The sequence below is a fragment of the Paenibacillus terrae HPL-003 genome (assembly GCF_000235585.1).
Lineage (GTDB): Bacteria > Bacillota > Bacilli > Paenibacillales > Paenibacillaceae > Paenibacillus > Paenibacillus terrae_B.
In genome coordinates, this window is sequence record NC_016641.1 from 5917150 (window position 1) to 5935324 (window position 18175).

Annotated in this window: 19 protein-coding genes; 4 read left to right on the forward strand and 15 right to left on the reverse strand. The window is 45.0% G+C overall.

Annotated features, from left to right (window positions below; translation table 11 throughout):
• Positions 1–5 precede the first annotated feature (5 nt).
• Together HPL003_RS26240 and HPL003_RS26245 are read right to left on the reverse strand one after the other, a co-directional pair.
• Positions 6–674 (reverse strand): amino acid ABC transporter permease, encoded by a 669-nt coding sequence (locus HPL003_RS26240; protein WP_014282845.1) that lies wholly within the window; start codon positions 672–674, stop codon positions 6–8.
• Positions 675–749: 75 nt separating this feature from the next.
• Positions 750–1601: an amino acid ABC transporter substrate-binding protein gene (locus HPL003_RS26245; protein WP_014282846.1), complete on the reverse strand. Its 852-nt coding sequence runs from the start codon at positions 1599–1601 to the stop codon at positions 750–752.
• A gap of 297 nt (positions 1602–1898) precedes the next feature.
• On the opposite strand from HPL003_RS26245, the gene HPL003_RS26250 reads away from it, so the two are divergent.
• A complete protein-coding gene (locus HPL003_RS26250; protein WP_043922507.1) occupies positions 1899–3200 on the forward strand; it encodes an MFS transporter in 1302 nt (433 codons plus the stop codon).
• A gap of 105 nt (positions 3201–3305) precedes the next feature.
• Here HPL003_RS26250 and HPL003_RS26255 read toward each other — a convergent pair whose 3' ends face one another.
• Positions 3306–3563 (reverse strand): GlsB/YeaQ/YmgE family stress response membrane protein, encoded by a 258-nt coding sequence (locus HPL003_RS26255; protein ID WP_014282848.1) that lies wholly within the window; start codon positions 3561–3563, stop codon positions 3306–3308.
• Between the two features lie 297 nt (positions 3564–3860).
• Here HPL003_RS26255 and HPL003_RS26260 point away from each other — a divergent pair, with 297 nt between their 5' ends.
• The gene (locus tag HPL003_RS26260; protein ID WP_081473772.1) at positions 3861–4124 is read left to right on the forward strand and encodes a YkgJ family cysteine cluster protein; all 264 of its coding nucleotides are present in this window, start codon (positions 3861–3863) and stop codon (positions 4122–4124) included.
• Between the two features lie 40 nt (positions 4125–4164).
• Positions 4165–5121: an acetylxylan esterase gene (locus tag HPL003_RS26265; RefSeq protein ID WP_014282850.1), complete on the forward strand. Its 957-nt coding sequence runs from the start codon at positions 4165–4167 to the stop codon at positions 5119–5121.
• A 135-nt stretch (positions 5122–5256) separates the two neighbouring features.
• Here the strand turns inward: HPL003_RS26265 and HPL003_RS26270 are convergent, their stop codons facing one another.
• Positions 5257–5580 (reverse strand): DUF3817 domain-containing protein, encoded by a 324-nt coding sequence (locus HPL003_RS26270; protein ID WP_014282851.1) that lies wholly within the window; start codon positions 5578–5580, stop codon positions 5257–5259.
• Positions 5581–5752: 172 nt separating this feature from the next.
• Here HPL003_RS26270 and HPL003_RS26275 point away from each other — a divergent pair, with 172 nt between their 5' ends.
• Positions 5753–6757: an LLM class flavin-dependent oxidoreductase gene (locus HPL003_RS26275; RefSeq protein ID WP_014282852.1), complete on the forward strand. Its 1005-nt coding sequence runs from the start codon at positions 5753–5755 to the stop codon at positions 6755–6757.
• 324 nt (positions 6758–7081) lie between these two features.
• Here the strand turns inward: HPL003_RS26275 and HPL003_RS26280 are convergent, their stop codons facing one another.
• The 11 genes from HPL003_RS26280 to HPL003_RS26340 form a co-directional block, all read right to left on the reverse strand.
• Positions 7082–8656 (reverse strand): cellulase family glycosylhydrolase, encoded by a 1575-nt coding sequence (locus tag HPL003_RS26280; protein ID WP_014282853.1) that lies wholly within the window; start codon positions 8654–8656, stop codon positions 7082–7084.
• A gap of 416 nt (positions 8657–9072) precedes the next feature.
• Positions 9073–9336 carry a hypothetical protein gene (locus HPL003_RS26285; protein WP_014282854.1) on the reverse strand — a complete coding sequence of 88 codons (264 nt, stop codon included), beginning with the start codon at positions 9334–9336 and terminating at the stop codon, positions 9073–9075.
• A 189-nt stretch (positions 9337–9525) separates the two neighbouring features.
• Positions 9526–10107, reverse strand: a complete 582-nt coding sequence (gene clpP / locus HPL003_RS26290) for an ATP-dependent Clp endopeptidase proteolytic subunit ClpP (RefSeq protein ID WP_014282855.1) — start codon at positions 10105–10107, stop codon at positions 9526–9528.
• 20 nt (positions 10108–10127) lie between these two features.
• Positions 10128–10901: an RNA polymerase sigma factor gene (locus HPL003_RS26295; RefSeq protein ID WP_014282856.1), complete on the reverse strand. Its 774-nt coding sequence runs from the start codon at positions 10899–10901 to the stop codon at positions 10128–10130.
• Positions 10902–12274: 1373 nt separating this feature from the next.
• Entirely contained in the window at positions 12275–12721 is a 447-nt protein-coding gene (locus HPL003_RS26310) for an SUKH-3 domain-containing protein (RefSeq protein WP_014282860.1), read from the reverse strand.
• A 22-nt stretch (positions 12722–12743) separates the two neighbouring features.
• Positions 12744–15056 (reverse strand): hypothetical protein, encoded by a 2313-nt coding sequence (locus tag HPL003_RS26315; RefSeq protein ID WP_238533424.1) that lies wholly within the window; start codon positions 15054–15056, stop codon positions 12744–12746.
• A gap of 50 nt (positions 15057–15106) precedes the next feature.
• The gene (locus HPL003_RS30110; RefSeq protein WP_014282862.1) at positions 15107–15325 is read right to left on the reverse strand and encodes a hypothetical protein; all 219 of its coding nucleotides are present in this window, start codon (positions 15323–15325) and stop codon (positions 15107–15109) included.
• Positions 15326–15565: 240 nt separating this feature from the next.
• Positions 15566–16030, reverse strand: coding sequence for an SMI1/KNR4 family protein (locus HPL003_RS26325; protein ID WP_014282863.1), 465 nt, complete (start codon positions 16028–16030; stop codon positions 15566–15568).
• A 1-nt stretch (position 16031) separates the two neighbouring features.
• On the reverse strand, positions 16032–16868 hold the full coding sequence (locus tag HPL003_RS29500; protein WP_014282864.1) for a deaminase domain-containing protein: 837 nt from the start codon (positions 16866–16868) through the stop codon (positions 16032–16034).
• A 113-nt stretch (positions 16869–16981) separates the two neighbouring features.
• Positions 16982–17452: a hypothetical protein gene (locus HPL003_RS29090; protein WP_014282866.1), complete on the reverse strand. Its 471-nt coding sequence runs from the start codon at positions 17450–17452 to the stop codon at positions 16982–16984.
• 254 nt (positions 17453–17706) lie between these two features.
• A complete protein-coding gene (locus HPL003_RS26340) occupies positions 17707–18174 on the reverse strand; it encodes a DUF6985 domain-containing protein (protein ID WP_014282867.1) in 468 nt (155 codons plus the stop codon).
• Position 18175: the final 1 nt, after the last annotated feature.

An 18175-nucleotide genomic window follows, 5' to 3' on the forward strand; every position in this document is an offset into this window, starting at 1 on the left:
CTCCTTTATCTAACGGAAAAACGGCTTAGCCGCTTCTCCAGGTAATTTTGCAGCACAGTCAAGATGGTGCTAAAGAGCAGATAAATAACCCCCGCCTCGGTATAAACTAATAAAGGCTCATACGTGGTAGCCACAATCTGATTGGCCGTTCTGAACATCTCTACGTAGGTGATCGTTGCAGCCAGTGAAGTATCCTTGACCAAACTGATGAAAGAATTAGCTAACGGCGGTACGGACACACGGGCTGCTTGCGGAAGCACGATACGTCGCAGCACTTGCCAACGTGTCATTCCCAAGGAATATCCTGCCTCCCACTGCCCCTCCTGAATGGATATAATTGCAGCACGCATAATTTCGGAGCCATAAGCCCCCACGCTGAGCGTAAAGCCAATCACTGAAGCTATAAAAGGGTCCAGCGTAATGCCAACTGAAGGCAAACCGTAGAAAATAATATACAATTGCACCAGCAACGGTGTTCCCCGAATCACCCACACATAGAAGCCAGAGATCAGCTTGAGTATTCTCCATTTGGACAATCGGGCCAACGCCGTAACCAGCGCCAGTATCAAGCCTAGAGCAAAGGAGATGAGTGTGAGCGGAATCGTGAAAGAAACCCCTGCTTTCAGCAGAGGCAGTAATGAATCGATAATAATTTGTATCTGGCGATCATCCATTGTGCAGACATCCTTTAAAAAGATAAGTTTGCGAAAATCCGGTTCGACATGGCGAGGACTCCGGTTATTCGTGTGTTATTTGGATACGTCGGCTCCAAAATATTTCTCGGAAATTTTCAGGTACGTACCGTCAGCCTTCATGTCAGACAGCGCTTTGTTGACTTCCTTGATCAAATCTTCACTGCCTTTGTTAAAAACAGCCGCGCTGTGTGAAGCATCTGAAGATTCATCCACCTTTTTGATAGGAGCATCAGGCTTTTGCTTCTTCAAATCAAGATAGGACAAACCATCATTGACGGTTGCATCCACTCGTTTGGATGTCAGGAGATCAATCGCCTGATTGAATCCGTCGGTTGCCACAATTTCAGCGCCGTTGCTCTTCGCAATTTGAGTCAGGTTGCTGGTCAGGGATTGCCCGGCCTTTTTACCTTTTAGATCAGCAAACTTTTTGATGTCCGTATTATCTTCGCTTACGATCAGAACCGCCTTAGAGACAATGTACGGATCGGAGAAATCGTATTTTTGCTTGCGCTCGTCTGTAATGGATACTTCATTGAACACCGTGTCAAACCGCTTGGAGTTCAATCCCGCAAATATTCCATCCCATTGCGTCTCGATAAACTCCGGTTGGACACCCAGACGCTTACTTACTTCAGTTGCAATATCGACGTCGAAGCCTGTCAACTTACCAGCAGCATCATGGTAGGTAAATGGAGCATAGGTACCTTCTGTACCGATTCGCAGCTTGCCACTCGCTTTTACAGATTCCAAAGTAGCTGTGGCGGTTGCATCTGCTTTTCCATTATTAGACCCGGCATCCCCGGTAGCAGCATTATTTGAATTAGCACCTTTGTCGTTGTTGCCGCAGGCCGAAACCAGCAAAGCCATTACGATCAGTACGACTGGTAAAAGTCTAAATTTTTTCATGTTAACCACACTCTTTTCCTTTTTCTTGATAACCTAGCATGTAGCTGGCTCATTGAATAGTACATCATTCATTTTTACACGTCAATGCTTTTATCCAATAATCCCTATGCAAAAGGTAAGCTATATTACTTCCGGTACCCAAAGTTATCCTAGGTTGGCTCATTCATAGACAGACTATTCATTTGATCTATCCTCACAGTAACTTTTTTCTGTACCTTTACGTCAAAGGTTTCGTATAATAGTTTCAATATGAAGATTAGTAATATTTACCTCGTCTTTGATTGAAAGGAAGGCATTATGGAAACCCAAAATTCAACCCTATCCTCTGCTTCACCCGAAGGAAGACGTTCAGCTTGGGCCACCTTCACTTCGCCTTTAAGGCAATCCAAAGCGTTCACTCTACTGTGGCTTGGACATTGGATCGCTATGCTGGGAACCTCGGTCACTACAGTCATTTTGCCACTGGTTATCTACTCCCTGACAGGCTCGACTACAATCATGGGGCTGGCGATGACTGTCTATATGCTGCCTAACGTGCTTATTCTGCCCTTTGCGGGGATGATTGTGGATCGGATCGACCGAACCCGTCTGCTTCTGTTCACCAACATTGCCCGCTTCGTATTAATGTTCGCTGCGGCGGTGCTGATGTTTACCGACGGTATGAAACTGCCGTATCTGTTCGTTGGCCTTGCCTTATACGGGTTGATGGACGGGATCTTTAATCCGGCTTATTCTGCCTTGCGTGCACAGGTGTTTACGCCGGACATTCGCAATGCGGCTAACGCGCTCAGTCAGATTAGTATACAAGGCGTCCGTCTGCTTGGCCCTCCACTGGGCGGCTTCATTGTATCCTTTACCTCAGCAGGAGTTGGTTTTGGGCTGGATTCTATCGCCTATCTGATATCTTTTGCCTGCTTCTGGATGCTAAGCGGTCATTTGGCCTCGATCATCGGGAAACGGCAGGCAAATGCAGAACAGCAAGATCAGGAAGGACAGCATTTTCTCAAAGATTTTATTGCGGGCTTTACGATTCTTAAAAGTCATCCGTGGCTGTGGATTACGATTCTGGCTTTTTCCTTCATTAATATTTGTTACTCCGGCATTATTGCGGTACTCATTCCGTGGCTGTTCAAGGTTCATCATAGCTACAGTCCAGTCGTGTATGGTGTTGCGATGGCAAGTAGCGGCGTTGGCGCTATGCTGGGTGCCTTTGTATACGGGTCGCGCAAGCACTGGAAGCATCGCGGCCTGCTCGCTTATCTCGGGGCTTTTGTCAGCGGGCTTGCTTTACTATTGTTGTCTGTAGTCACCTGGATGCCGGGACTGATTATGAGCATGATGCTGGAAGGGTTCGGCATTATGATATTTGCGATCATTTGGGAAACAAGCCTTCAGGAAATGGTTCCCGCCGAATCCTTTGGCCGTGTAGCCAGTCTGGATCTAATGTTTTCCTTTGCCTTACTGCCTGTAGGCTATCTGGCTGTGGGCGCGATGGCGGACAAGCTTGGGGGTATTTTCACCATCGGTCTGTTTTCAACCATTGGCATGTGCATCGTATTGGGCGTTTTATGTGTGCCTCATATCAGGCGGTTTCAATAAAAGAAGCTGCTCCTGCAGGTTCATTTGTGAACCTTGCGGAAGCAGCTTCTTTTCATTTGATAGCCTTATACCCTATAAGGGGTAGTGGAATCGATTAATTATGTGTTAGCCTCTGCTCCGTCCAACGGAACGAAAGATCAAGCTTACGATAACAACCAGCACAATCGCACCAATTAATGCAGGGACAATGTAGAACGATCCGATTTCAGGACCCCAGTCGCCCAGAATCAAGCCACCCAACCATCCACCGATAAAACCAGCGATGATGTTACCAATCACGCCACCCGGAACATCACGACCTGCGATAATTCCTGCCACCCAACCAATAATACCTCCAACAATCAATGCCCATAACCAACTCATTTTACTTCACCTCGTTTAAGTTTTTATCGTTGTGTTCTATTATTAACCACTCGAACTCTTTTTGAACACACTGAGCACAAATGGCCAATATTACCTAATGAACAAAACAATGACTTAGGAGCTTGATACCATCCTACGTGCCTAACTGCCTATTTATAACCCTTGTGTGAAAAGTGTGTATAAAATACAGTTATCCTTGTATTCCTGCTTTTTTTGTGCCATCCTCACATTATGGCTTCATTGAAGTCGCTTCATACATACGTTGCAAAAATAACAGATGATAAGGAGTGACCCCAACTGGAGTGTCGTGTCGGATGCGCCGCCTGCTGTATTGCTATTACGATTTCATCCCCTATTCCCGGCATGCCCGATGGAAAACCGGCTGGTGTCTCTTGCCCTCAGCTCACTTCAGATTACCGCTGCCGATTGTTTGGCAAGCCTGAGCGGCCAACCGTATGCAGCGGATTTCGTGCTGATGAAGATACGTGCGGAAGCACAAACGAAGAAGCATTTGAGTTGCTGAGAGAGTTGGAAGAGTCTACTTTACCGGGTAAAGCTTGAGTAGATACTCGTTCTATATATGGAGGAGGACTTTTTTGCTATGAATATCATTGAAAAAAGAATTGCCGAATTGAAGCAGTATCAACCGGATCTGACCGCCCCGAAGGACATCGAGCTGTTCTGGGACAAAACACTGGAGGATGTACAGGCTAAACCCGTGCGTGCGTTCAAAACACCAGTGGAAACGCCGTATCCTCATATTCATGCCTCACGGGTTACCTTTGAAGGTGTAGATGATACGCCGCTGCATGCATGGTATATACGCCCCCAATTTGCCGGAAATCAAAAGCTGCCGTGTATTGTCCTTTTCCATGGCTATACAGGTGGCAAGGGCTATCCTGAGGATTACTCGTCCTGGCTGATGCTTGGCTTTGCTGTATTTGCCGTAGATGTACGCGGTCAGGGTGGTGAAACAGGAGATCGTCTGGATGATCCTCATGGTACGGTTAAAGGCTGGGTAACGAAAGGAATTCTGGATAAGGATACCTGCTACTACAAAACGATAACGACAGATGCCCTCAGAGCCGTAGATTGGGTGGCTGAGCAGCCGGATGTAGATGCAAGCAAAATCGCAATCTCTGGGGCCAGCCAGGGCGGCGGACTTGCATTAATGGTGGCCGCACTAAGCGATAAGCCTGCAATTACAGTGGCTGATATTCCCAATATGTGTCATATGGACTTTGGTATAATGAATTCTACCAGCTCACTGACGGAAGCTGCCGAATTCGCAAACCGATTTCCAGAGCATTTGGAGCAGGTGCTACATACATTGAGTTATTTTGACGTGATGAATCTTGCTCATCGCATTCGTATTCCTGTCATGGTATCGGTAGGACTCAAGGATACCGTATGTATGCCGGAAACGATTTTTGCCGCATATAATCGCATTGAATCGCCTAAAACGATTGAAGTTTATCCATTTACGGGGCATTGGGTGGAAGGCTTTCAAAGACGTAAAAATGCTGAATTTTTAGTGAAGGCATTAACATTGAATTGAACAGGTTTCCGGTGCACAAAAAAAGAACACCACGCTTCAAACTGCGCAATGCTCTCTTCTCTGCTGCACCGGGGCTAGTCCCGCTTGAGTGGCTTAAGGAGCATATCCTCGAATCTCACTCTACCTATTAAAATATTACGATGCGGCTCGCTGTTCTGCTGCCGAATCCCCTGTCCATTTTTTCACCCAAATCCAATCCATAATGATCAGCCCAAAAGGAATGAAGGACGCAAATATAATGAATAAAGGTCGCCGGAGGGACCAATTCAGCGCTGTTTTGCCATAGATCAAAGCGACAAGGAGCAGCAAAAAGCTGATCCGGTATATGTTACCGATCACCATGACCATCTGGGTCATGCCCGCAGCTTGCAGCGGCTGATGGGTGAATAATATCGCCAAATACGCAATACCTTGAATCCAGAGCATGAGCCGGACACGCCCCAAAGGTGTTCTTAACACAGGTTCGTTCCCCTTTCCAAAAGCAAGGATGTTCTCTCATCCTACACTTCCTTCATTATAACGAAAAGGTTCCTAAACTCCAACCGATTCAACTTCAACTCCAAATAATCCAACTTCAAGTTTTGACCAAATGAGTTGTGTCTGATACAGTTGTGTAAGAGGTGATTGCAAAATGCTAAAACTGGGTATACTGGACCAGTCTCATATTCCTGAAGGCGGTACTGCTCTGGATGCATTATCCCATACAACTGCGTTGGCGCGTGAAGCCGACAAGCTGGGGTATAGCCGTTATTGGGTGTCTGAGCATCATGCGTCCAAAATGCTTGCACACTCCAGCCCTGAAGTGCTGATCGCACATTTGGCTGCAAATACATCACGTATTCGCGTTGGCTCAGGCGGTATTATGCTTCCCCACTACAGCGCATATAAAGTCGCTGAGAATTTCCGGCTGCTGGAGGCGCTTCATCCGGGCCGAATTGATCTGGGCCTGGGACGTGCTCCCGGCGGATTACCACTGGCTACACGTGCCTTGCAGGAAGGTAAGTACCAATCCGTAGAGCAATATCCACAACAGATTCTCGATTTAATTGATTATTTTCATGATTCCGTGCCTGCCAACCATCGGTTTGCCGGGCTTCATGCGGCGCCGAAGATTTCGACCATTCCTGAACTGTGGCTTCTCGGTTCCAGTGGAGAAAGCGCAAGATTAGCCGCGATGATGGGCGCATCCTATGCCTTTGCCCAATTTTTCGGCACACCAGGTGGGGTGGAAGCTACCGCACGTTACCACGATCAGTATCAGCCTTCCATCCTGGGGGATAAGCCCCGCTCTATGGCGGCAGTTACTGTGTCATGCGCCGAAACTACAGAAGAGGCCGAGCAATTGGCTTCCAGCGCCAACCTGTTTTTCCTGTTGCTTATGCAAGGCAAAGAAATGACTTCACTGCCATCAGTGAAAACAGCGCTGTCCTATCCGTACACAGAGTTTGATCGCGAGCGACTGCGTCAGTCCGCATCATGGCGCGTTGTCGGTACACCCGATCAGTGTAAGGAGCAATTACTACGCTTGGCTGAGCAGTATCGTACCGATGAGCTGCTAGTTGTCTCATCTATTCATGACTTGGATAAGCGCGTTCAGTCCTATCGTCTGCTGGCCAAAGCTTTTGATTTAGCTTAAACACGATTGAACCTAGAAAAAACAATATTTGGATTAATAAAGAACCCCCGCCTGCCTGTAAAGGCAAACACGGGGGTTCTTTATTAAGGAACGGTCCATTAGGACCAAGCCCTCTGTGCTATGGAAGTAGTTCAATCACCACTAAAGTCGAATATCATATGGTACTTTAGTAGTATATAAGCCGGAACTAAAGTGCTGAAAATGCCCTTCTAAAGTTCCAGTTCCCATATACCAAAGGCGCATACTCTATAATCCAATTTTGAAAAGCATGGACCCAAAAGTCCCATGTTCTTTACTCATTTCGGGCATAGTCCCTGTTGTGCCTTAAGGCTCTATACCCCATACCAGCTTGCCCTGTTGATAAACGGTTGCATGATCCCAGTTTGCGAAGGCAGTTTGGCTGGCACCATATGAATAATCGTTGGTTTCATCAAAATTGCTCCAGTTCGCAGCATGGATACGGGGTTGAATTTCTCCGCTTTCCCCGCCGGGCTGAATCGTACCCGCGCCATCAGTAAATGAAATTTCCACATATTTATCAGCCTTGGCCTTCGGCTCTGGCAATGCTACAAAAGTCGCTTTTACCTTTTCATTTCCAACCTTGGCCCAGTCTACAAAAAGTTGCTGGCCTTGTTTGCTTTCATCTGTGTAATAGTAGCGAATTTTCAAATCACTCAGCTTGACAGCTGTGTTCCCTGTGTTTTTGATATTAAATTCAGGGCGGATTGCGTTATCCTTGGTATTCGTGTCTCCGGTACGATATTGAAGCACAATCCCTTGATTGTCCCCGCCTAGAGTGCTTCCTCCGTTGTCGTTATCGCTACCACCGTTGTTTCCACCACCGTTGTTTCCACCTCCAGTATTATTATTGGAGCCTTCCAGAATGGCTTGTTTTACGAATTTACCAGAAGATGACAATTGCGAATCAGGCCATCCCCCTTTACGGTTAGCGCCAGGTAAAAGCGCAGCAGAGGTTTCATTTTTATCGGCCAACGACCAGTTTGCCCAACTGATTCCACGACTAGCCAGGAAATCTGTCCATACCTTAGACTCATTCAGGAACGGCCCCCCGTTACCCGAAGCATCACTGGTTCCCCATTCCGTAGCAAATATGCCCACGCCCTTGTTCAGCGCGTAATCAACGCGATCCCGCAGGTATTGTCCATGCGTACCCGCATAGAAATGCACGGTGTACATCGTATTTTTGTCTGGAAGCGGGTTATCTGCTGCATCGTGTACATCCTGGCTCCACATGCCTGTACCTGCAATAATAATATTGTCCGGGTCCTTGGCTCGAATAACCTGCGATACCTCCAACGCATAAGGACGGATTTGGTTGTTCCAGTTCACGTTCCCGTTCGGTTCGTTGGCAAGCTCGTAGATCACGTTTGGCAAATTCCCGTACTGAGTTGCAAATTCATTAAAGAAAGCCTTGGCTTCATTTTTATGAATGTTCGGATCACCATCCGAGAGAATGTGCCAGTCAATAATAACGTACAATCCCAGCTTCTGTGCTGCCTCAATCGCTTCCTTCACTTTATTTTTTAATGAAGGATTGGTAATATAACCGTCTTCCTCGGTGTACAACGCAACTCGGAACAAGGAAATGCCCCAGTCGTCCCGCAGCCATTTCATGGAATCCTCATTCACCAAATCGCCAAACCATTGGACACCATGAGAGCTGATCCCTTTAAGCTGCACAGGCTGCCCGTTTTTATCCACCAGTTTGCCGTTCTTCACTGAAAGTTGCCCATAGCGCTCCACAGGAGTTGTACCGGCAGCCTCTGCGGTCTGCGCATTCCAGTTAAATCCGTTCGTTAACGTCAACAGTAATACCGCAGTTAACATCACCGCTACTCTTTTTGCGATCCTTGGCAGGACCCATTGCCCATTCATCATTTACACATTCCTTCCTTGTTATAAAGTGATATTAGTACGTTGTTCTCCGCTTTTCGGCTCCCCCTTCATATATCAGGAGGATCAGGTCCAACATTAGGTGTCACTTACCTGTATATGGATGTTACTACTATTATAGTTAGTTCCATGTTACATTTCGACTTTATAGTGGAAAATGAACAGGAAGTCACGGTTTCGGGATTTTTTCCATTACGTTTGCTATTTCGGAGAGCATAAGGGACAAAAGACTCATCTTCGGACTGCAAAATTTGACGAATTTTAGCGGATATAGAGAGGATTTCTAACTTCCCATCATGCTAAAAAAAGACTGCTTCCCGACGCCCTTGGGCCCGGTATAGCAGTCTTATACATGATCATGTATGTGAATCGGATCGTGTTAAAAATATCGTATTAACGTATCATTTTCCTATTACCCCTGAGCGGCTTGCCTGAGGTTCTTTGGTCGTCTGATCTTCCTTCGTATCGCCGCCATCCGTCACTTGACCTGTCAGTATAGTCTCAGATGAGTTGCCCATTACCTTGTCGATCAGTTGCAGCCAAGGCTCTTCACTTCCACCACAGCTCTCAATATCACCGAGCAGGGAGTCCAGCGTGGTTCCTTCTTCCGGCAAATCAATAACTAAACTGTCTTCGTCTACCTGGATGGTGCAGCAGGTTTTCATTGTAAATCCCTCGCTTAATTCTTATTTGAGCATGCACACGCAGGCTCAGATGGGATGAAATCCCATGGATTCCGGATAAGCCCCTTTGAATCCGTTTGAAATTATAAACCTATTGTTTTGAAATTGCAATGAACAAACCTTGAATTATTACAGAATTAGCGAGGGATTGCATAAAATTTTCAATAAAAGCTAGATGCGAGTAACGATTTGATCCACCAAGCCATATGCTACCGCTTCCTCAGCCGTAAGAAAGTGATCTCTGTCGGTATCTTTTTCCACACGCTCCAGCGGCTGCCCGGTATGATCTGCCAAAATACGGTTTAACTGTTTCCGGCTCTTGATCAAACGCTCGGCATAAATCAGCACATCCGAAGCTTGGCCCTTGGCTCCGCCCAACGGCTGGTGAATCATAATTTCACTGTTGGGCAGCGCCATCCGCTTACCCTTTGTGCCTCCGGTCAGCAAAATTGTACCAAAGCTCGCCGCCATGCCTGTGCATATGGTAGATATATCATTTTTCACAAATTGCATCGTATCATAAATGGCAAATCCCGCTGAAATGGACCCGCCCGGACTGTTAATATACATCTGTATGTCCTTCTCGGAATCCTCGGCGGTAAGATGCAACAGTTGCGCTACAATGACATTTGCCATATGATCCTCAATCTCGCCCGACACCATAATAATACGATCCTTTAATAGCCGGGAATAAATATCATAGCTTCGCTCTCCGCGACTCGTTTGCTCAATTACATAAGGAATGGTGCTCATTTGCCAAAACTCCCCTCTTGTTAAGCGGCCATCCTAGCCTGCATGCCATGGGAAGGATTAGAGTTCATTTGAGCGCCGGAAGAATAAAAGCTCTGATACAGCACAGATCCGGCAACCGCTATGGGCTCAGCCATAACGTTCAGGCCAAGCGCAATCCAGCGTTGTGCGTCTCCTGCACGAAAGGCCGCCAAATAAGCCTTAAGCCATTCCCGCTCCTCTTCATGCTCAGGTAATGTTACAGACTCCAGCCCATTTCCCTCTTTGTGCTTCTGAGCAAGCAAAGCGCGGGCCCGGCTTAAGGCCGCTTTTACCGCACCCTCCGTCGTATTCAGCATCTCTGCCGTTTCCGACGCCGTATAGCCCCATACATCCCGCAGCACCAAAATGGTCCGCTGCCATGGTGATACATGTGTCATTAAATATTGAAGCGCCAGTTCCAGATCTGGTGTGTAATTTTCTTCATAACGCGGTGAAGGCTCATCATACTTTCGGGTATAATTTCCTTCGCCAGGCGCAGACAGACGCTTTTGAGCATTTTGCCTACGAATATCATCAATCCATCGATTCCTCGCGGAACGGATTAAATAAGCCTCGCCATTTTCCAGCTCATGCAGGTTTTTCTCAGATTGCAGCATATGCACGAAAGTCGCCTGCACCAAATCCTCGGCATCCCGTATCGAGCCTGTCAACGAAAGACAATAGCGATACAACGCTGGAAGTACTTTTTTGAATGGTTCATTCCCCGTAGAATGGGAAAATTCATTTTTCATCCGTTCGGATATCACAAAGGCCATATTGGGGCCCCCCTTTGTTCAGTCCATTTGAGTTTGAGTGTTTCATTGACGTAGACGGAATTGCCTTTCCAAAGGATACGGTCGTTTAATGGTTTTATTGTAACAAGTAAAATAAACATAAAACAGCTAATTCACGAGGCCAAGTTCGTTGATACGGCAACTTCATTTACTTATAACTCCCTCCAACACATGTACCTCTGTCAAAATAAATGTCGATTTTTCGCAAATAAGGGGGGTTCTAATTCATCAAAAGAGCGTCTATAGTCCCAGGGTCTTTATACCTAGTATTTAGTATTTCTCAAAGCTCTTAACCACTCTTCTAAATTATAAAGAGCTTTGATTACATTTTCTCTCATGATAAATAGCCCAGACCTTGGCTATGACAAAATATAATTTTGATGGCCGAGTCAGTATATTCGCTGACGACTATCGCAGTAAACGAATGCATCGTAAGTTTCTTTATTCAAAATTTACAAGTATTTATTCTATTAGCTTCAACAATACATTGGCATTATACTCGTCAAACTTTTCAAGGCATGAAAGCCGTAAGTATGACCTTGCTGCCTATTTTTTAGCGAACTTTCGAGCACCTTTCCTACCAGTGTGGCACAGCTTACATTCCTCTCCGTCGTTGGAGGTGTAGATTGACTTTAATGTGGGTGAACGGCAAGTCATTGTTTTCATCTAGGGAATTGGGAGTACTCTGGTTATTTTAGTGCTGATTTTAGACATACAAAAAGCTTATTCCTCTCATTGTATCAATTTGGAATAAGTATTTGAGTTTATTAAGTATTTGTTTACGTGTTGTTATCATTAATACGGTCTCAGTTTCTTTTCCAAAAAAATGAATAGTGGTATCCTTAGACCAACTATATTTATACTCAAGTTCACCAAAAATTGGATTGTTTATTGTCATTTTAAAATCTCCTCTTTTTGTTTATTGGCAAATCCTCCAGGTTCAAATGCCCCTGCATTAATCTCCCCCACACCGCCAAGGTGCCCCTGTTTATTTGTCGGTAAGTTGCATTGTTTTAACGTCATTTAATTCATGCCATTTAAGGTGTAACCTTGCTGCTTACTTTTTCTGTGAATCCGCCCTACGTTGGAATCTAGTACGCCTACAACGCTCCAGTCGATCTGTTCCTGCTGCTTGTATTTGAGTACTATCTCGCATTTTTCTCCTACGCATATGCCATGGCCTTCTTCTCCATCATTCGTTATGCACAAAAAAGACTTACTCTTACTCATATTTCGAGTGGAATAAGCCTCCTGATTAACTATTATTTTTTAAAAATTCACCAAATACTTATAATATACCTTTTTGAAAAATGTAGCATTTCATATTACATATGTCGTACATACATATCCTTAGCTCATTCAATTTCTTCTCCTGGTAAAACTAAACAAAGAGTATCTAATGCTTCATAAATGTCATCACCAAACTTCACTAAGTAATATCCCATCTCTCCAAAAATTTTCCCAGATTCAGACATAAACATCATCATATTATCATCTCTCGCTTGACCAATAGCAATTAATGATTCATTTACTCGCATTTCTATTTCTTCGAAATCTTCTTTTTCATAATAATCGCCATAAGCTTCCTCTGGATTTATATAGAATGAGTCTTTATCTCCATTAGGGCGAGTAAAGCTATACTTTATCCCTCCAAATTCACTTATAACATCGGCTACACAAGGAAATAGTTGATAACCTTTCGATTGCAAAAAGTCTGATGTTCTTGTTATATCTGACCTTCTTCCAGAGTACCACCCTGATTCAGTTAAAATTCGCACAGTTTCTTTAGAAAATTTATCCAAAAAAATTCCACCAACCCTATATTTATTGTAGATCGTTAATAAAATCTAAAAAGGTCCGCTGACAGTTAGCACAAGGAGCTTTGTATTTTCCTTGTCCGGTGATAGTGCTGATTAGTATATTTTCAATTTTAGCCCCAGAGTGTAGCAATTGATTTACTGCCTGTATTTCCGCACAATTTTCTACATGCCAATCTTCAAAACTCTCTTTATGTCCAAATTTATTTAGAGGGTCATTTTTAGCTTGTTCTTTTACTTTATTAATTAGTACTTCAAGATCTTTATGCAGTTCTGTTACACTAGGGTTAAATTGCCCATCTCTTCTACCATTATAACCGAACTTAATATTTGGTAATACATTTCTCGCTGTTGTTATATCAACTGCGGCAGTAATAACTCCTGGCTTATAGTTACCCCCACCAAATCCATTAGCATCTACTGGCTTTTTAATACCGCCATTTTTAAGGTACTGCACATGTTTCTCTAATTGCTCTCTTGCAAAGTCCTTCGCTTCATTAATTAGATCATTATGTGCTATTTTACCCGTCCCCTCAACCTTCTTCGCCGCGCTCTCTTCCATTTCCTTCATGACCTTGTTGTAATTCTTCTGCACATCTGTCTGTGGAAGTGGTCCGCTATCCATCTTATTAACGTGCGGAACCGCTGGAACTGGCGCTCCGTTGGCTGTTGCCAACTTCCCGGGGGCGAAGCCGTCTGCCATTTTACTCAGTTGCTCATTGAACTTCTGACCCAGTTTACTGCCGGCCTGCTCCAGCTTGTTTACAGCCTTGCCAAAGCCTGCTCCGACTGCATCTACGCCTTTGCCGATCCATTGCGGTGTAACTTTGCTGCCTACTTTTTCTGCGAATCCGCCGATGGCCTTCCCTACTTTGGAATCCAGTACGCCTACGGTGACAAAACTCAATCCCGCATCCTTTGCTACCGAGCCCCAGTTAATCTTTTCACCGCTCAACACCTGACTCGCCAGATTTTCCGCCGCATTGGTCACACCGCCGATCGCTGCTTTCCTCAGCAATGTTCCCCCTACGCCAAGAGGGCCAAAGATCGCTCCGGATACTGCCCCGATCCCCGCTTCTTTCAAGCCGGTCAGGGCATAGTCACTAAAGTCGCTCACTTCCCCTCGGGCGATATCTGATGCCGCCAAACTCGCTACACCCAAGCCACCCGCCAGCAGCGCTCCTCCGGCTACCGCCGCAATGACTACTGTACCTGCTCCAAGCGTTGCTACCGTAATGGCTGCCACCACGGCTACGGCTGCCACGACTGCCAAGCCTCCCAAAATATTCATCCCCAGCTTGCCCCAGTTAAACGGCTCAGGAGGTGGCGGCGGTGGAGGTGGCTCCCCTTCCTTCGGTTCATCATCAAACGGCGGGTATGCAGTTCGGTCGCTTCCGTCCGCCCAGACATTTCCTCCCAGCACATGGTATTCGTTTTCTACCGAAAGCCCCGTGCTTCCTCCCGTCTGGTACGCCATGACCTGGCTCGTCCCGTCAATAATAATTTGCTTCGGCGTATTCAGAATGATTTCCTGCTCTGCTTCTAACGTCAGCTTCTTCGGACTTGTAATTTCAATCCCCGTAGCGTCGTCCAGACTCATCTGCAATGTCCCACCCGGATCACCCATGATGTGGATGCGACCTGGGGCCATTTTCAGCTCACTTCCGTGCTCCGTACCAAAATATCGATCATTCGGATCACTCGTTTTCGCACATCCATCTCCGTTCGTACGAACTGCACCCAAAATCATCGCTCTGGAGCCGGATGCATCCGGAAAATACAGGCTTGCATGTGTGCCCACCTTCGGCATGCTGTACATCGCACTTCCTGTTGGGGGAGCAAAGGGATACCAATGCGGCTCGGATACCCCGTCATCGTTATCAATCGCCAGCCGTAGCTTCACTTCCTCTCCCCGTACCGCGAGGACCTCTCCTTCCAGAGAAATTCCAATCGTTTTGGAATTGGGAATGAAATCGCTGCGAATGCCCTCCGCGCGGGCCAACACATAACTGAATAGCAAATGTCCCTTTTCCATGCGGCTTCGTAATTCAGTTACAATCATCGTTTTCTGGCGAAATTGCACCTCGTCTCCGAGAGCATACCGTTCTCCACTTTCAATCTCGTATTTGAAAAAGTCGGTATCATGTAACCCGGCTGACGTCCCGCCTGCCCGTTGATAGCCCTTTAAGTCTTTGCTTGCCGTATGAGGCGTATCCTCCCGAATCGTCCGCTGGGTGCCTGCGGGCATGTCGAAATACAGCTTCGGCGCTGCGGATTCCCATATGTCGCTTACCACCACTGCATGTAAACGACTCGCCATTCGTTTTGTAAGCTCCCAGTCCGTTTCATCATATTGCAAAATGGCTTCGCCTACCGATCTCTAACCTGAAAATCGGTACGCCCTGATTGCTGCAACTCTGCCGCTTGCTCTCGCAATTCTCTGGCTTGCCGGGAGTAACCACGAATTTCCTCTATAAGCTGTTCGTATGCTACACGAGCCTGTGCAATAGACTGCACTTCTTTTTCTGTTTCTTGTGCTGGTTGCTGGTTCTTCATATCTTCTGCTACTACCTGTTCACGTTTTGTCATTCGTCTCATCCTCCTTTGAATTTGAGCATGCAAAAAAAGCTCATTCCTACTCATGGTTCAAGTGGGAAAGAGCTTTTGAAAGGTTATCAAGTGTTTGTTAAAGTTGTTTAGGGTTTAGTTTGTTGGTTGTATTATACGATCTTGTTGTTGGGATTGTAAAATTATAAATTTGAGCGGCGTTTAGCAAGCTGTTTACACTAAAATCGACAGACCTCTGACTTATTCCAAGTTTTCTTTTCATTAATTCTTCTTTTTGAATACATCTTTATCTTTTGTATACATTGCTAATAAGAATTCAGTAAATGAATCTGCAATTTTGTAAAAGTCATCCTGATCTGTACTCTCAGAATAGAAATAAATTGGAGGATTATCTCCTTCATCTAATTTAAAGAAACAAAACATACATCCTTGACTCATCCAAAAAACAAAATCATTTTCATTTAGTTTCTTGGAAAACTCGTTTTCCTCCAGTAATTCCTGCCCACCTTCATTTAGAATTAAAAGTTCATCCATAAAGCAAGAGTGGCCTCGTAAAAAAGTATGTTCTGTACCTCTACCCATTATTTTTAGAAATTCAATATATGCTTCTGGTAATTCGTTATCACCAATCGCCTCTTTCACCTGAGTCAAATCCTCATTTGTGCAAGGATTCATTGGTATTCTATCATTATTCAATAAACCAATAATTTCACTTAAATACCTCATTCTATTTTCCTCCCTTTGGTAATACTTCTACGCGAATTACTGTAATATTAGGGAAATCCCTTTGAAATTGATCAACTAAATCTATGCAGTTATCACAGTATGGTCGCTCAGAAATAATTTCAAATTGACCTTTGATATTAGGATAATCTTTGTACTTATTCCTTAAATATTCTACTATTTTTTGCTCCGTATGGTTAGTATACTCTGGAATTGGGCCTTGGTATTTATATTCTTCAGGTTGTGGAGGCTTAAAGTTCCCCTTATTAAAATGATCTTTATCAGTAAATTTCCCACTGACACTTTCTAAATCTATTATGTCGTCCCCAATTTCCCCCTTTGCAGCTGCAACATTTCTTGTTTTACCTGCCGTATACTTAGATCTTAATTGATCAATTAATTCACTATCCGCTTGAGTTGCTGTTCTAAATTCTCTATTTATAACAGCTTGTCCCGTCCCCTCAACCTTTTTCGCCGCATTCTCTTCCATTTCCTTCATGACCTTGTTGTAATTCTTCTGCACATCCGTCTGTGGAAGTGGTCCACTATCCATCTTATTAACGTGCGGAACCGCTGGAACTGGCGCTCCGTTGGCTGTTGCCAACTTCCCGGGGGCGAAGCCGTCTGCCATTTTACTCAGTTGCTCATTAAATTTCTGACCCAGTTTACTGCCGGCCTGCTCCAGCTTGTTTACAGCCTTGCCAAAGCCTGCTCCGACTGCATCTACGCCTTTGCCGATCCATTGCGGTGTAACTTTGCTACCTACTTTTTCTGCGAATCCGCCGATGGCCTTCCCTACTTTGGAATCCAGTACGCCTACGGTAACAAAACCCAATCCCACATCTTTTGCTACCTAGCTCCAGTTGATCTTTTCACCGCTCAACACCTGACTCGCCAGATTTTCCGCCGCATTGGTCACACCGCCGATCGCTGCTTTCCTCAGCAATGTTCCCCCTACACCGAGAGGGCCAAAGATCGCTCAAGATACTCCTCTGCTTCCTGAACCATTTTCATCGCTGCTGCCTTTGCATCTTCAAGTTCTTGTTGCTGCTGCTCTAGAGCAGCTTGGTTATACTGTACAAGTTGCCTCCAATCGGATGCTTCTCGCTCTAAACTATCTATGAGCAGCAGGACTTGCTGGCGCAGCAGTCCATCCTTCCAATCTGCTACCGCATCCAAATGTTCCGCACGGTTTAACAACTTCTGAATCTCTTCTCTAACATGAAAATCAATACGCCCTGAACGCTGCAACTCTGCTGCTTGCTCTCGCAGTTCTTTGGCTTGCTGGGAGCAATCACGGATTTCATCCATAAGCTGTTCGTATGCTGCGTACGCCTGAGCAATAGACCGCATTTCCTTTTCTACTTCTTGTGCTGGTTGTTGTTCCTTCAACTCTTCTGCTACTAACTGTTCACGTTTTGCCATTCGTTTCGTCCTCCTTCGATTTTGGGCATGAAAAAAAGGCTCATTCCTCCTCATTGTTCAAGTGGAATAAGCCTTTCAAAGTTTATCAAGTTTGGTTGTCAATGTTTTAAGTCTTTGGTTTGTTGGTTGTATTGTACGATCTTGCTACTAAGGTGTAAACCCGGCCTATTTTTCTGTATTTAGAGAGTGGTTATATTTGTTATTTGTTGAATCATAGGGTCATTTAGTACTAGGTAGCCCCTATCCCCAAGCATTCAAATTGCAACATCCTGATACCCTACTTCAACCACCTTTTCATCTGATAAACGAAGCCCCAGTCCATTTTCCTGATCCCATGTACAATTAAAAAGTATTCCGATATCGCGGCCCTCACGTATATCTCCATATGGAACAGCAATTCCATCCAAAGTAATCATGTCAATAAGTTCGTCGGTTGTTTCAATTAAGGGATAATTCTCATTAAAAGCAATATCATAACCCAGTTCATGTCTCTTTTGTTGGTAATAGTCTAAAATTGGTTGCAAGAAACTTTGCTGCAATTGCTCCCAATTTTGCATTAGCGATTGATACGCTGTATATTGATCTTCATCAAATTTACCGTCCTCATCCCCTTTAATTATGAGTGCTATCTCGGTTTCTTTCCCTAAGAAATTAATGGTAGTGTCCTTAGACCAAATATAATCATATTCAAGTTCACCAAAAATTGAATCGTTAATTGTCATT